Here is a 14,880-nt window from a genome sequence, read left to right as displayed (position 1 = left end):
TCAAATTATGCTGTTAATATTTTCTTTGGCATTTTTAACCTCATTCGTTAGTTGAATTTTACCTCTAACAAAGTCTCTAGTTAAACCATACCGTTACAACCATCTGAAGGTAATAAAAATTAACCACTAACAAAGCTTATAACAGCCTTACTTACACCATAAAACTATCAGGCAATTTAAACCGTTTAATCAGTTAGCGTAAAATTTATCTTTCATTGGCTAAAAAACCTATACCTAACAATTCGATTACCCACACTTCACATGTTACTTTGGAATAAAAGTTTTTTCGTCGATTTATAATCATCACATGTTAAAAAGGAAGTAGTTTTAAAGCTAATAAAAAAAGCCTCTCTTAAAAATCAAATGTGTCTAATTGATACAAATACCATAAACCATTTATCATGTATAAGTTATATTTTTATCATCATGTTATCGCGACCAATTAACATATTTTCTGGTAACGATGTATTATTTTCGTTTAACCAGTTATCCAAATCATGCGAAATATGAGTCAACACGGTTTTTTTCGGACGTATCGATTCATGAATAGCTAACGTATCGTTGTAGTTGTTGTGATTTCGGTTTTCAACTGTTGGTGGTGAAGTCGTATCTATAATTAAGCAGTCTAGAACTATTGCGTTGAGATAATCTGTAACTGCTGGTGGTAAACCTTTGGTATCGGTGAGATAGGCCATTGACGTTCCAGCGTTTGTAAACAAATAGCCATAGGTAAGTTTTGAATGAATCAGGGGCAACGGAGTAACTCTTAGCTCATCGATGTCTAGTGGTTCAAATTTCTTTAATTGTCTGAAATCAAGTATCCCTGGATTTTTATAAAGGTCAGCGCACCCCTCTTTATCGGGAGGGCAAAATATTGGAATTCTAAATCCACTTCCCCAACGAATGTGAAATAACCCCTGAACATGATCGGGATGAAAATGAGTCAGGAATATCGCATTAAGAAAAGAAGATTCAAAACGCTCTCCTATATCCATTATTCCAGCATCTATTAGGTAAGCCGCCCCGTCCAGTTCAATCAAAGCACAAGCAGGATTTCTTCTGAGTGAAGGGGTGATCTTTGCACTCAGACAAATATGGCATTGGCAACCAAAAACAGGGACTCCACCTGCCGCCCCTGTCCCCAATAGTGTGACTTTCATTAAATAGCCACCTGTCGAGAACAACCCACTTCTGACATGATAAGGTCAAACAAAGCTTTACCTGCTAGTTCTATAGGACCATTGTTATCGACTTTAAGAACAGTATTCGATGACAATAGGTCACTGTCGCTTTGGCTTGCTCTTGCAAGCCTCTTTTCAATTTGGGTATTTGGCTCTCTGCCTCGCGCTAATAACCGCTCTCTCAAAATATCTGTTTCTACATGAACTAAAATTGGGCGTACGTTATTAAACCTGACTCTTGCCTCTGGTAAGTATCCGCGAGAACCATTTACAACCACATTTATTCCGCGGCCCAACCATATGGAAACTTCAAGACCGATCCCATAATAGTAACCATGACTTTGCCAATCCATAAAAAATAAACCGGCCTCTTTTCTATGGAGAAACTCCTCTTCTGATAAAGAAATATAATTTTCACCACCAGCATTAGCATCTCGCGTAATATAGCGATGCGCGACTGCAATACCATCGTCAGGGCTATAATGCTGTCGGAGATGATTGAGCAAAGAGTCTTTCCCTGCACCAGAGGGACCAATAACATAAAATAGCTTAGCCATGGTCATATTGAGCCTGAAATACCAACTCTCCTGCACTCCAAGTTTTGGAAATTTGAGGTAACCTACCCGGGGAGCTCACTGCAATCAAGTCAGCTCGTTTACCAACAGAAATTTCTCCACGATCTTCTAATCTTGCAGCTTTTGCGGGGTTTATGGTTACCAGTTTTATTGCTTCTACCAAAGACATATCAAGAAGCTCCGGGATTTTAAATACCGCTACGATCAATGCCGCTGGTGAATAATCAGCACATAAACAATCTGCTACTCCATTTTCTATTGCATCTATCGCTTTCATCGAACCAGATTGACTTTTTCCGCGTAATATATTTGGAGCTCCAAAGACCGTTGACATTTTAGCTGCTTTAGCCGCCTTTGCAGCTTCTAAATTAATTGGAAACTCAGATATATCAGCCCCGATCTCTCTCATGGTTGCAATACGTTCAATCGATTCATCATCATGACTCGCAACAGATAGATTCCGTTGATGTGCTAAGCGAGTGAGTTCACTCATTCGTTCAAAGGCGCCTGAAGCTGACGCAATTTTACGCTCTATGATCTCGTCAATCTCTTCATCTGACGTTTTATAGGTTCGGCTCAAATAGTTTTTGTAAGCAGTCAAATCCTTAAACTGTCCTTGACCTGGCGTATGATCCATCATAGAAATCATGTGCATTGAGTCTTCTTCCATCAACTCTTTCAGGATTGTTACCCCTGTTTCGTCTGTTATCTCATATCTGCAATGAACGCGATTATCAACTAATGCATGTGGTTGCCATTTATAGACTGCTCTTGCCACCTCTGCAGCAAAATTATTATTTCGTACTCCCAGCTCTTCATGTGCAAATGATAGTGCATGATAAACGGTGGTTATACCGGCAGCGGCATTACGTTTATCCGCTTGGGCACATGCAAAATCCAAGGGAAAGTGTACGTTTGGTCGAGGCTCGACTTCCTTTTCAAGAGCGTCACAATGAATATCAATCATCCCTGGCATCAAAACGTCTCCACGCAAATCAATTACCTGATCTGCCCCAGAAACTTCTGAGTTGATTGAGTGAATGAAACCATCTTTAATTAGCATCTTAGCTTCTTTTAAAATTTCATCACGCAACACAATCGTTGCATTTGTTATCAGTGTTTTCATGCTTGTGTTTTCTCTTGTAATTGCTCAATTGATTGAGGTATTTGAAGTTCAACGATGTGCTCAGCCATTTCTTCAACGAGTGCAGGATCATGAAAAATCGCAAGCATAGCAACGCCATAATCTTTGAGCTTTTTAAGTTCTTTCACCACCACATTCGTCGTTGTAGGGTCGAGACTCGATGTAGGCTCGTCGAGCAAAAGAAGGCGTGGTTTTGCTACCAGACTCCTGGCTAAATTTACTCGCTGTTTTTCACCACCTGAAAAATTTGTTGGAGATAAACACCATAAATGTTCTGGTAGATTCAAACGTGCCAACATATCTCGCGCTTTATCAATAGCTTCTGACATACTTGTGCCACGTTTTATAAGAGGTTGAGCTACCAGAAATTCACTCGGTTTTCTTGGTAAGACATGTAAAAACTGCGTTACAAAGCTGATCTCATCATTCCTGAGTTGCAAGATATGATGTTCATCAGCTTTGGCTAGATCAATTTCATAACCGTTTTTTGAACGATATAGTACACGTCCGTCACTTGGCAGATAAGTCCGATAAATACCTTTAAGCACACTTGACTTTCCGGAACCCGTTGGGCCAATAAGCGCGGTCAGCTGACCTTGATAAACCGACAGTTCGACATGCTGTGATGAAGGAATAATTTTACTTTGCTCATGAAGTACAAATTGCTTCGCATATCCTTGAACCCGAAGCACACAAGGGCTATCGATTGGTTCTATGTGGTGTGTCATAAGATACAAACTCCATTTAAAGTGCCGAAGCGACAAGTCGTTGCGTATAGGCATGCTGTGGGTCTTCAAGAACCTGGTCGGTTAAACCTGACTCAATGACCCTGCCATATTTCATTACAAGAGTGCGTCCAGCTAACAAACGAATCACTCCTAGATCATGTGTAACCACGATCATCGCCGTTTCGATTTCTTGCTGTATCTCCATAATTAAGTCGAGTATTGCCGCCTGCACAGATAAATCTAGTCCGGTTGTTACTTCATCTAAAAATAGCAGTGGAGGGTATGTTGACAAAGCTTTCGCTATTTGCACACGCTGCTGCATGCCACCTGAAAAAGTTTTTGGCAGGGCATCTATTCTTGCGGTTGGAACTTCTGCCCTTTGCAATAAAGAGCTCGCTCTTTCTCTTATTGCACCAAAATGACTAATACTAGACATCAACAAACGTTCAGCAATATTTCCACCAGCGGAAATATCAAAATTCAATCCTAAATAAGGATTTTGATAAACCATGCCAAAACGACGACTTGATAACTGTCTTTGTTGAGCAGCATTTAAAGTAAACAAATTATATTGTTTACCGTCATCATAAAAAACTGCACTGCCTGAAGTTGGCTCTTCATCGAAAAACAAACATTTTACTGATGTCGACTTGCCAGAACCAGATTCGCCCATAATCCCTAAAATCTCTCCTTTATACAGATCGAATGAAACATCATGTGCTGCAACCACGCTGCCACAACTAGGACAAATATTGGTATCAGCTTGAGGACCAGTAAGCCCAAAACAGTCTGCACAGCCTTTACCATAGACTTTTGACAAGTTTTTTACTTCTAATACTTTATCCATCTATACTCTCTTCAAAGGGTTGCTTACTTTGAGCTGCACAGTATTCAGCGCAATAGTCACTGTCAGAGCATTGATAGACAGTTTTTCCATTGGTTGAGTCGACAAACTCATCTAAAAAGCTAGACACTGAACCACACTTGCTACAAGCTCGGCGTTTACCGCGCTTATCGCAAAAATCTTCAACCCTAAATGGCACGTCATCGAACGCTAACGGTTTTGCATCCGTGTAAGGAGGAACAGCATAGATTTTCTTTTCTCGCCCCGCACCTAACAAAATTAAAGCCTTTGATTGATGCATTTTGGGTACATCCCATCGAGGTATGGGCGAAGGATCTATGACATAACCATCATTTATACGGGTAGGATAACGATGAGATATTGTAATTTCCTTATACTTTATAAGGTCTTCATAAAGCTTAACGAGTAAACGAGAATAATCTCCTTCACCATGCATTTGTTTGCGCTTTTCTTCTGATGGCTCAACGATAACTAATGGATCAGGATAAGGTACCTGAAGGACAATGAGCTGTTCCTCTTTCAATTCTTTTTCCGGAATTCGGTGGCGCGATTGAATAATGTCGGCCTTATCAGTACTCGTCGTTGTATTTATCCCAGGACAAGTCATCTCAATAAAATCTCGCAAATTGATTGCATTGACAGAGTCATCAGAGCCTTGATCTATTACTTTAAGGGTATCATTTTCACCTATCAAAGAGAGGGTCAACTGCAAGCCCCCTGTTCCAAACCCTCTTCCCATTGGCATTTCTCTACTTGAATATGGCACTTGATAGCCGGGAATAGCAACGGCCTTGATAGTGCACCGCCTAATTTCCTTTTTAGCGAATTCATCTAAAAACCCAAAGTTATATTGACTCATTACTCTGCAGCCTCATTCTGTTTGTTCTGAGTTGTTCGCAAGCGATCCATATCAGATTGAAACGTAACGTAGTGAGGCATTTTATAGTGCGAGCAAAAGCCCATCGAATCTACACCATCAATGTGTAACAAAACGAATTCAGGATCTTCAGATGGATTAGAAGGCCCATCTTTCATACCTTTTTGTAATGCGCGATCCAGTATTGCCATACTGATCGCTTTTACTTCGTTGTGGCCAAAACAAGCCCCATAACCTAACGTGAACATGGCTTTCGAATTTTGTTGCTGTGCATCTTCTGTATCTTCATACATAGCGACAACTTCGCACTCTGTTATCTCTATTTCACCAATTTCAGTCAACTCACCAGTAATAAGATGAGGTAGCATGACAGGAACATACCCGACTCTTAATTCTGCAACGGTTGGATGAACGTCACCGTAGCCACGCATATTCGAATATGCCATTGCAAGTAATGAGCCTTGCTCAGCCCGGGCCATTGTTGCAAGGGCAGCAGACCTTGGTACAGGGAAGACAAGAGGCTGACGAGTAATATCGAACGGTTTTTCTAAATTATGCGATGCAGCCTCAGCAGGAAGTAAACCTTGCTTCCTGAGTTCATCCAACACTTTCGGGAAGGTATCAGGAATGTCCACCTCTCTCGTATTGCATAACCACTTTTTAGCAACAGCCTTGAACGCTTCAGGTGATTCATCTAGCATATCCATTCGCATCAACCTAAGTTGATAATCGTTAGTTGCCCCCAACATCTGTCCTTTTGGAATGTCCTTGAAAGCAGCAGATATGCGACGAGTAATCCGCATTTTGCTGGTATCCATTAAAGGTGTTTCAACAAGGCGAGGAACTGTTGAACGATAAGCTCTGAGAGCAAAAGCCGCTTCAAGCGTATCGCCATGAAACTGCTTTATAGCGAGGGATGCTAGTTCGGGATGGAAAATACCTCCTTCAGAGATTACACGGCTATGTAACAATCTTAATTGATGTCGGATAGCATCTGAATCAAGGGAGCTTTCTCCTTTGCAGGTTCTAAGGTACTCAAGCGCACCTCCTGTTCCCCTGAGAGCCTGGCCGCCACCTTTAACTGCTACATACGCCATTACATTACCTCCACGCGAGTTGTTCGCGGCAATGCAATAAAACTGTCTCGGTCACACAAAAACATATCAATACCAAGGGGGAAACTCGCGCACCATTCATTCCGGCGTTCCAACCAGGCCTCATTCAAACCTCTTACCTTTAATGTATTCATGCCATTAACCCCCGGTCCCGTAAGCTTTATTGTCAAACCACCTTCGCCTATTTTTGTTACGCACAAGAACACGGTGGCTGATTGCTCCGGGTGCGACAAAGCTCCTAATTTTGGTTCCTCACAGATAGGTTTTTGTCCAATAGCAATAATAAAATCAGCGTTGGAAATTTCTGTTTTAGAAGTTTGCAACATCTTCCATTCACTTTCTTTTAAGAGAGATTCAGGATCAGAAACTGAGACCTGTGTGTCCACAAGAGTTGCTAGCAAAGGGAGAAACCCGTAATCAAATTTATATTCGTCAGATACGCCATGTATGATTTGGTTTTGCGAGCCGGGGCGAGACATTGCATTGAGCAAATGACGATAGTTTTGCTGTTGTAATTTAGGTAACCAAACTGATTCTACGTGCAACATTCTAGATATCCTTTGCGACATTATTTGTTGTGTTATGGTCATGTGGACCGATAGCATCCTCAAGTAATGAGAAATCAACACGTGTACTCGAAAGAATTTTTTTGCGAGCCGATTCGTTTTCTTCAAATATACTAAGCCCTTGCGTTAACAATGCCGCGATTTCATCAAAACCATCGAGTTTGCCAGCCAACACAGCGTCACAAATGGCTAACGCCTCAGCATATTTCACATCATCGTGCATAATATTTGCAGCTCCTTGAGCCATTGCGCCACCAGGGGTAGAAACCTCAATCCCAACACTCGATAGTGGAAATTCCCCTAGAAAGAAGGCCTCAGACATCGTGCTCTCTTTCATTTTTAAAACACCGAGGCCTGATTGGGGAGGAGAAATCGGCTTGATAAACCAGTCTTTAGCTAGGGTTTGAACTTGTTCGATTAAATCCTGTCGCTTAATTTGACTGAGTGCCTTGATCCATTGTGCTCGCGGCAATTTAAGTTCTTTATTCATTCTCTATGCCTTTAATAGATATTTGAACATCATAAAAATTTGGTTGTTGACGGCTTATCAATATGTCTAAAGTGTTTTCGTTCGTAACTTCTGTGAACCAAACTCTAGGATTAACACGGTAATAAAAATGACTAATAAAATCGTTGATACATGATCATAATCAAACAGATCCCATCGACCTTTTAGCTCCATGCCAATACCTCCTGCTCCAACAATTCCTAGTACCGTAGCGGTTCGAATGTTACGTTCAAAAATATATTGAACATAGGCTATCCAAGCCGGTAGGACATGGGGTAAAACCGCATATCTGAGAACTTTAAGGCTACTAGTACCTGCTGATTTCAAAGCTAATTGAGGACCATTAGGGGCATTCTCTATTTCGTCGGCAAAGAATTTTCCTAGTACGCCACTTGTGTGTATGGCAAGAGCGAGAACACCTGCAACTGGCCCAAATCCGTACATAAGTACCAGAAACAGTGCAATAATTAGTTCAGGCATGGCTCGATGGAAACTCAACCAAAAACGAGCACCTGTGTATACCAAGCGATGAGGAGCATAATTTTTTGTTGCCAGCACACCTAGGGGTAAAGAGATCATTACGGAAATTAAAGTCCCCCAAAAGCCCATTTCTATGGTTTCCCACATTTTGATGATGACTTTTTTCAAATACCCCAAAGGTTCAACTAGATACTCAGTTTGTTCTATCGTCCATTTTTCATCTAATGCATCGTATTCTCTAAGTTCACCTATTTCAACGTAAGCAAACCATGGTAAATCAGCACGATCTAAACCCTCTATTCTTGAAATTTCTGTTCGCTCAGATATCTGAATAGGAAAAGCTTTACTGACAAAACGCACTGCCCCGTCGAGTACTTGTGAATCCCCCATCCCCACAGCCGATAGGAAAGCTTTCGACGTATCAACTGCGGCTTTATCAATTTCTGTGTTGTGAGCAGAAATTGATAAGAGTATAAATGCGACAAGTATAAAAAAAATACGTTTGGGAGTTATCACCTGATGAGTTGGCCAGTCTTGCCATTTCTTTTCTGTCACATTCATCAAACTGCTACCTCATTACCTCGTTTCCCAACACGTTCTTTTTCTTCGATTTGTGTTAATGAGTAAATGGCGTGCTGCGTTTGAAGATCAAGATCTTTTGGCGAGCCATCGAAAAATACTCGGCCAGCCCTTAATGCTACTATTCGATCTGCGAACTCTAAGGCATACTCTAGCTGATGCAGTGTGCATACCACACTAGCATCACGATGTTTGGCGGCAGATTTCAAGCTATTCAACACACTACGACTCATTGTGGGATCAAGGCTTGCAACGGGTTCGTCTGCGAGTACAACTTTAGGATCACTGACAAAAGCTCTAGCTATCGCCACTCTCTGCTGTTGCCCGCCTGATAAGTCCGAAGCCCTGCGTTGCAAGTGCTTTGCTTCCAAGCCGACTTCATGCAGTAATGTAAATGCTTTTATTTGATCCTCTTTCGAAAAAAATTTGAAAAAGCTGCGCCAGAACCCCCTCTCAGGTAGCAAGCCACTTAAGACGTTGTGCAATACTGATAGGCGGGGTATTAGGTGTAGCTGTTGATGAATCATACCGACTTGACGTTGGAATTGTCGCATGTTGCTCTTGGTAATAATTTCACCACAAAATGCAACCGACCCCGATGTAGGTGCGACCACACCATTAATCATATTCATTAAAGTGGACTTTCCTGCTCCAGAAGGACCGAGTAAAACGCAGAACTCTCCTTGAGGTATTTGTAATGAAACATTATTAACCGCTATCGTGCCATCTTTGTATTGACGACTGACAGAATCAAACACCAGCATTTTTTATTACCTCTAAATTATCCAGATAAAAAGAATATGTTAACGTTGGCCTGCTTTCGTAATCATGTCTTCTTTAACTTGCTTTGTTACAGCGCCAAGCTTAGCAAGCGCATCAAATATCTTGCTTTCATCAAAGTTGGTGTCATAACGATCTACTCTCTTGCCACCGTATCCCCTTATTTTGCTTGATTCCATTTTTGTATGAATGGTACCAAATGCCTCTTTAAGCCTCACTTTAAGTAAAGCGTTCAATCCCTTGTTCATAGCCAAAGGCGGATTAGGAATAGGTTGAGACTTTGCAAGAGCTTTAAATTTACTCGGGTCTATCGCACCTTTGTTAACCGCTTTGCCGAATGAGTTATATGAAGCTGCCGCCGCATCTACTTTTCCTTCAGCAAGGGCTGCTAAAGATGCAGAGTGAGACCCGGCTACAATCACTTTTTTTAGATCTTTAACCGGATCAACGCCCGCAGCAAGGACCATAGCAACAGGAAAATTAAATGATGAGGTAGAGCTAGTGCTACCAAAAGCAACACTTCGCCCTTTTAAATCAGAGATATTTTTAATCCCACTACCTTTCTTTACGAAAATTCCCGAATAATATGAAGAGTTTCCTTTTTTAACATCAACGGCCAACAAATCAACGCCACATCGATCATAAGCCTCGCCGTAACTCGAAGCGCCGAACCAGGCAATATCGGCTCTATCATTACACATTCCTTCGACTACCGCTGCGTAACTGTTACCAGCTTTAATATCAAAGTGAATACCATAGTACTTTGTGATCCCATCAAACACTGGTTTATAGTCTTGAATAATATTATTAGTACCTGTGTCTGCTGGTACCATTAGCACACGTAATGGGCTATTTTTAGAGCCATCTGGTAACTTAGCCGCAACGGTATTGGACACTAGAATGGCAACTACACTAACGGCAAGTAAGGTTATGATTTTCATCTAATTACCCTTTTTATTAATATCGTTGAAACTGAACGTTAATTCGCTGGTACTACCACGGAAACGCGTTATAGCGTATTCCACAGGTCGACCAGTACCGATTTCTGCGTTAATGCTTTTGGACTTGAGCACGGGCTCACTTTTTGGCATTAATAGATGCGCTGTATCTTCAAAGGTGGGTAATACAGCACTAATAACACTTTCTTTTCGCTCAAGAAATATAGAATAGTTTTCTTTTAAGAAGCCATGAAGGGAGCCGCCATGATAATCATCTAAAACGAGTGAAAAGTTATCCAAAGATAAAAAGTGGCTTATTAAACAAAAAGGTTTTTGTTCAACAATACGCAGCGTTTCAAGGTGTATTAACTGACTACCAACTGGTACCCCTAACTTCGTTGAAATAACATCATTAGCAATGATGATTTTTTTCGATATAAGATTACTTTCTGTTGCACACCCTAAGGCTTCAAATGCTTCAGTAAATCTAGATTGAGGGTTTATTGAATAATTATGTGCTTTTTCTAGCACAATGACACCCACACCATGTCGACGCTCAACGACACCTTCACAGACTAATTCATCTACACCACGCCTGAGTGTATGTCTATTAACACCCAGCCGCTTTGCTAACTCTATTTCTGACGGTAAAATATCACCAGAGATATAGTTGCCAGAAACTTCTTTTTTGAGCCAAAGCGCAATTTGACGGTATACAGGGATTGAACCTTCTCCCCTGTAAATAGGATATACAGACATCTAGACATCACCTCTTTTTTCTAAAAAATAACGTGTGATTATTTCTATGCGATTACAACCATGTGATAATTAGATGATATGGCAATACACAATCTAAAACGCCTGACGAACAATAATTTAAGATGACAACTAAGATTGAATACGGATTAAAAGATATGGTAATTCTATAGTGAGGAAATCAGACTCCCATAAAGCCATTTGACAAAACTAATCATCAAGAAAAGCAGGTGACTATTATTTTATCTAAGTCAATTAGAGGTATACTAGTGACTCAACCTACACAGATATAAACTGGCACCGATAGATCCATTGGCGGATTAGCTTTTTTAAGGTATATGCGAAATCACCGCTCTGAAACAGAGCGGTGATTATTATTTAGAAAAAATCGTATCTAAAGCCGATTTGACCACGGAGGCCATAGTACTCTACCTGTTTCGGTCGCTCTTCATTTCCCAAGAAATAATGCAATGGCTCATTTGTTAGGTTGTTCACTTCAAGATAAATCATCGCATTGTCAGTTATCATGTAAGACGACGTAAAATCCAAACTGGTATTATCACCATAGTAGCTGTCTTTTTCAGGTGAACTACCGTGCTCCTGTATATAAGCCCCCTTGTGGTTCCACGCCAATCTTGCGCTAAATATTTCATCATCATAATAGACTGACAAGTTGTACAACTCATCCGCTTGTCGTGGTATGGCAGGCTTATCACTGCGACCTTCCAAAGTCATTTCAGAACCCATTAAGGTAAGGTTAGCATTCACACCAAAATGTCTAGCAAACCCCGGTAAGAAATCCAATTGTCTATTAAATGTTAACTCTGCGCCATATAGCTTTGCCCCATCGCCATTTTTAGACGTAATGAACTCTACGTCGTCAAGCCCGTTAAATTCACCCACATAACTACTCTTAAAGATAGGGTCCTTAACATCTTTATAAAAAATGCCCGCAGACATAACACCAATGTTTTCACTGAAATGCTCAAAAAGTACATCTACATTGGTAGAGTAGGTTGGGTCAAGGCCTGGGTTACCAATAGTGTAAGTGTTGTCTTGAGCGAAATAGAATCCTCCGGGGCTTAGATCGCCAAAATCAGGGCGGGCAAAGGTTCTAGTCAAAGCGAAACGCCAGTTAGTTAATTCATCAGGGCTGTATTTAACATGAATCGAAGGCAGTACTGACAGGTAATCGTTTGAGGCACTCGTCGGTGTCAACTTATCCTCCATGATTGGATTACCATCACTATCAGTGCCACTTTCAACTAAGGAATGGTTAAAACCTTTGACTCTAGAGTCGGTTTGAGTAAGACGAACCCCACCGACTAGACTCAACTGATCACTAACCTCGTAAGAAGCCATACCGTAAACTGATGTATGTGTTTCTTCAACATCAAAGTTACGGCCTAAAGCTCGTCCATTTTCCAACGTTTCAGATTCTGATTTGCTGACAGATAAATTCGTACTATTTTCATTAACCCACTTAACGATTTCATCAACATGTGCAACTTGATGAAAAATTTCTTGGTAATCAACATCTACTTCTTCAAGAAATTCGGTTCTTCCAGGTTGGTCGATCAATTTAAATTCTGATAACGCAGGCTTAGGCCCATCGCCAGTCCACCGTATAATCTCTATTGACTCCCTTCCAACTCGCTCTTTGGAGCGATACTTAGCACCAAATTTCAGCTCTAAATCGTTATTATATTGATACGTAAAATTTGCAGAGCCAACAATTTTATCTTTTTCTTGAATGTCGCCTTTCCAGAAAAAGATATTGTCAAAATATGTCTCCGCTGGATTTGCTTGATATCCTGAGGGTAAGTGTGTGCCAATCCTATTCCAACTATCATTACCACCATCAATGGTATTATAAGCCATTAACTTGGTGACACCATCGACAACTTGATCGTTGTCTTGGCGGACAACTTTTCCATCTTGGTAGCGCGCTTCAACAAGCTGACCACCTTCATTCGTGTAATATAAGTTTTCAAAATTGACATTTTTTTGATTGAATTGTACGGATAAGTAGCCAGGATCTTCGTCGTTAGGAATATTGTCATAACCGAACGTTACATCGAAGCTAGATAACTTCCAATCAAAGGTTAATTTGCTGTTTAAATCGTGCTCACCACCAAACTCAAAACCTTTCATTTTGCTTTCCATGTCATTGCGAATATGTTGAAGTTCGACACGGTTTTTGTCAAAGCGTAATCTGTGCTTATAATGTGTTTCTTCATCAAACAACTCACCATGCAACGCACGAGCGTATATTTTGCCATTATCTAGCAAATATTCAGCTCCAACGTTGATACCAAGGGTTTCTCTGGTACCCGTATAATCTCGAAGTTCAAGTCGGTATATGCCATTGCCTTTACGGCGTGGTTCGTAGTTGTCAGTAGCCCAGTCACGATTCCAGCTTGTCACATTCATAATAAAACCCAAACGGTCGTCCATTAATCGGTCTCCATATAAAAAATTAAACGAACCGTTTCGTTTATCTGCTTTCTCATTGTAACTAGCGCCAACATTAATGCTTAATGTTTGCTCGTCAGGAGCTGTTCGCGTAATGAAGTTAATTGTACCTCCCAACGCATCACCTTCCATGTCAGGAGTAATTGCTTTTGAGACCTCAACCGCTTCAATCATTTCTGTTGGGAAATGGTCAAACGTTGCTGCTCTGCTTTCTGTTTGTTGTTCAGCAGTTGGAATTCTATCACCGTTGATTGTTGAGGAACTCCATTCTGAAGGAAGTCCACGAATCGCGACAAATCGCCCCTCACCTTGGTCTCTCTCAATAGATACACCTGTTACACGAGAAACTGCCTCAGCCGCATTCCTGTCAGGAAGTTTACCTATGCCATCGGCTGAAATAGAATTCATAATTCGGTTTGCCGTGCGTTGAGTGTTCAATGAGCGCATTTCACCCCGCTGAATATATCCAACCGCGACAACCTCCTCCATACTTCCAATATTTGAATGTAAAACGTACGGAGATAGTTTTTTAGTTTCGTCTTCTGCAACGGTAAGCTTGTACGTCTGAGATTCATATCCAATATAAGTCACTCTTACATCGTAGCTTCCAGCTGGTAATTCATTTAATTCAAACTGCCCTCGCAAGTCTGATACAGTGGAAAAATTTGAACCCAATACATTAATCTTTGCGCCAGGTAAATGGTTGTTTTTGTCATCAACAATTTTGCCCGAAATAGTTGCAGCTTGCGCAGTTGATACAGCTAAAACGACTGTCATTGCAGCCACTATCGGTCTTAATTTAAACATAATTTTTAACCCGAATATTTTGTTTTGTTATTTTCGATTAGTGTTGAACATCCTTCAAAATCAACTCGTCTATACATCTGGATGTCATAATCTAAAGTATTGAAGATCTATTAACTACACATGTCTGATATGTGACGATTTACGGATAATTTGAAGACACTTACATTGCAAGAATGCAAATCAGATGTGTATTTACTCACAACCTACTGAGTGAAAATTTTAAGGATTACCGATTTGATATTTACGATGCATTACCCTTTATTCCCACTAAATTTGGACGTTTAAAAAACGTTAATTAAAAATGAAATCGAATATAACCATCAACGGCTGTCATATATGACCAAAAGGCTTGAGTGAACTATAAATAAATAACTTTGGATTAATTGTGATTGCCTCACAAGCAATTTATAAAGTTCTGATTGCGAGAGTGTAACGGTCAAATAAACTTGGATACTTTTCTAGGCACTTTTACTTAGTTTTATCTCATATTCTGCTGGTGAGATATT

The 14,880-nt window shown here is 40.6% G+C and carries 14 protein-coding genes; all 14 read right to left on the bottom strand.

Going from position 1 to position 14,880, the window contains the following annotated elements; genetic code table 11:
* Window positions 1-410: 410 nt before the first annotated feature.
* On the bottom strand, window positions 411-1,160 hold the full coding sequence (phnP, locus tag HR060_RS18670) for a phosphonate metabolism protein PhnP (protein ID WP_174201797.1): 750 nt from the start codon (window positions 1,158-1,160) through the stop codon (window positions 411-413).
* On the bottom strand, window positions 1,160-1,744 hold the full coding sequence (gene phnN, locus HR060_RS18665; protein WP_174201796.1) for a phosphonate metabolism protein/1,5-bisphosphokinase (PRPP-forming) PhnN: 585 nt from the start codon (window positions 1,742-1,744) through the stop codon (window positions 1,160-1,162). Before phnN ends, phnP begins: the two co-directional genes overlap by 1 nt.
* The gene (locus HR060_RS18660) at window positions 1,731-2,882 is read right to left on the bottom strand and encodes an alpha-D-ribose 1-methylphosphonate 5-triphosphate diphosphatase (protein WP_174201795.1); all 1,152 of its coding nucleotides are present in this window, start codon (window positions 2,880-2,882) and stop codon (window positions 1,731-1,733) included. The genes phnN and HR060_RS18660 overlap by 14 nt, the downstream gene beginning before the upstream one ends.
* Window positions 2,879-3,628 carry a phosphonate C-P lyase system protein PhnL gene (locus tag HR060_RS18655; protein WP_174201794.1) on the bottom strand — a complete coding sequence of 250 codons (750 nt, stop codon included), beginning with the start codon at window positions 3,626-3,628 and terminating at the stop codon, window positions 2,879-2,881. The genes HR060_RS18660 and HR060_RS18655 overlap by 4 nt, the downstream gene beginning before the upstream one ends.
* Window positions 3,629-3,644: 16 nt before the next feature.
* Window positions 3,645-4,475, bottom strand: a complete 831-nt coding sequence (locus HR060_RS18650) for an ATP-binding cassette domain-containing protein (protein ID WP_174201793.1) — start codon at window positions 4,473-4,475, stop codon at window positions 3,645-3,647.
* Entirely contained in the window at window positions 4,468-5,352 is an 885-nt protein-coding gene (locus HR060_RS18645) for an alpha-D-ribose 1-methylphosphonate 5-phosphate C-P-lyase PhnJ (protein WP_174201792.1), read from the bottom strand. Before HR060_RS18645 ends, HR060_RS18650 begins: the two co-directional genes overlap by 8 nt.
* Window positions 5,352-6,467 (bottom strand): carbon-phosphorus lyase complex subunit PhnI, encoded by a 1,116-nt coding sequence (locus HR060_RS18640; protein WP_174201791.1) that lies wholly within the window; start codon window positions 6,465-6,467, stop codon window positions 5,352-5,354. The genes HR060_RS18645 and HR060_RS18640 overlap by 1 nt, the downstream gene beginning before the upstream one ends.
* Window positions 6,467-7,033 carry a phosphonate C-P lyase system protein PhnH gene (gene phnH / locus HR060_RS18635; RefSeq protein ID WP_174201790.1) on the bottom strand — a complete coding sequence of 189 codons (567 nt, stop codon included), beginning with the start codon at window positions 7,031-7,033 and terminating at the stop codon, window positions 6,467-6,469. Before phnH ends, HR060_RS18640 begins: the two co-directional genes overlap by 1 nt.
* 1 nt (window position 7,034) lies before the next feature.
* On the bottom strand, window positions 7,035-7,541 hold the full coding sequence (phnG, locus tag HR060_RS18630; RefSeq protein ID WP_174201789.1) for a phosphonate C-P lyase system protein PhnG: 507 nt from the start codon (window positions 7,539-7,541) through the stop codon (window positions 7,035-7,037).
* 66 nt (window positions 7,542-7,607) lie between these two features.
* Entirely contained in the window at window positions 7,608-8,600 is a 993-nt protein-coding gene (phnE, locus tag HR060_RS18625; protein WP_174201788.1) for a phosphonate ABC transporter, permease protein PhnE, read from the bottom strand.
* A complete protein-coding gene (gene phnC, locus HR060_RS18620; RefSeq protein WP_174201787.1) occupies window positions 8,600-9,382 on the bottom strand; it encodes a phosphonate ABC transporter ATP-binding protein in 783 nt (260 codons plus the stop codon). The genes phnE and phnC overlap by 1 nt, the downstream gene beginning before the upstream one ends.
* Window positions 9,383-9,421: 39 nt before the next feature.
* Window positions 9,422-10,339: a phosphate/phosphite/phosphonate ABC transporter substrate-binding protein gene (locus tag HR060_RS18615; protein ID WP_174201786.1), complete on the bottom strand. Its 918-nt coding sequence runs from the start codon at window positions 10,337-10,339 to the stop codon at window positions 9,422-9,424.
* A complete protein-coding gene (gene phnF / locus HR060_RS18610; protein ID WP_174201785.1) occupies window positions 10,340-11,095 on the bottom strand; it encodes a phosphonate metabolism transcriptional regulator PhnF in 756 nt (251 codons plus the stop codon). It lies immediately after the preceding gene.
* Window positions 11,096-11,470: 375 nt separating this feature from the next.
* The gene (locus HR060_RS18605; protein WP_246283219.1) at window positions 11,471-14,344 is read right to left on the bottom strand and encodes a TonB-dependent receptor; all 2,874 of its coding nucleotides are present in this window, start codon (window positions 14,342-14,344) and stop codon (window positions 11,471-11,473) included.
* Between the last annotated feature and the right edge of the window lie 536 nt (window positions 14,345-14,880).

Origin of the sequence: Marinifaba aquimaris (assembly GCF_013328345.1) — a bacterium.
In the GTDB taxonomy this organism is placed as follows: Bacteria; Pseudomonadota; Gammaproteobacteria; order Enterobacterales; family Alteromonadaceae; genus Marinifaba; species Marinifaba aquimaris.
This window is presented reverse-complemented; position numbering and strand designations above follow the sequence as displayed.

Coding starts and splice junctions, on each gene's coding strand:
- phnP (WP_174201797.1), bottom strand. CDS start 1,160: ATGAAAGTCACACTATTGGGGACAGGGGCGGCAGGTGGAGTCCCTGTT.
- phnN (WP_174201796.1), bottom strand. CDS start 1,744: ATGACCATGGCTAAGCTATTTTATGTTATTGGTCCCTCTGGTGCAGGG.
- HR060_RS18660 (WP_174201795.1), bottom strand. CDS start 2,882: ATGAAAACACTGATAACAAATGCAACGATTGTGTTGCGTGATGAAATT.
- HR060_RS18655 (WP_174201794.1), bottom strand. CDS start 3,628: ATGACACACCACATAGAACCAATCGATAGCCCTTGTGTGCTTCGGGTT.
- HR060_RS18650 (WP_174201793.1), bottom strand. CDS start 4,475: ATGGATAAAGTATTAGAAGTAAAAAACTTGTCAAAAGTCTATGGTAAA.
- HR060_RS18645 (WP_174201792.1), bottom strand. CDS start 5,352: ATGAGTCAATATAACTTTGGGTTTTTAGATGAATTCGCTAAAAAGGAA.
- HR060_RS18640 (WP_174201791.1), bottom strand. CDS start 6,467: ATGGCGTATGTAGCAGTTAAAGGTGGCGGCCAGGCTCTCAGGGGAACA.
- phnH (WP_174201790.1), bottom strand. CDS start 7,033: ATGTTGCACGTAGAATCAGTTTGGTTACCTAAATTACAACAGCAAAAC.
- phnG (WP_174201789.1), bottom strand. CDS start 7,541: ATGAATAAAGAACTTAAATTGCCGCGAGCACAATGGATCAAGGCACTC.
- phnE (WP_174201788.1), bottom strand. CDS start 8,600: ATGAATGTGACAGAAAAGAAATGGCAAGACTGGCCAACTCATCAGGTG.
- phnC (WP_174201787.1), bottom strand. CDS start 9,382: ATGCTGGTGTTTGATTCTGTCAGTCGTCAATACAAAGATGGCACGATA.
- HR060_RS18615 (WP_174201786.1), bottom strand. CDS start 10,339: ATGAAAATCATAACCTTACTTGCCGTTAGTGTAGTTGCCATTCTAGTG.
- phnF (WP_174201785.1), bottom strand. CDS start 11,095: ATGTCTGTATATCCTATTTACAGGGGAGAAGGTTCAATCCCTGTATAC.
- HR060_RS18605 (WP_246283219.1), bottom strand. CDS start 14,344: ATGACAGTCGTTTTAGCTGTATCAACTGCGCAAGCTGCAACTATTTCG.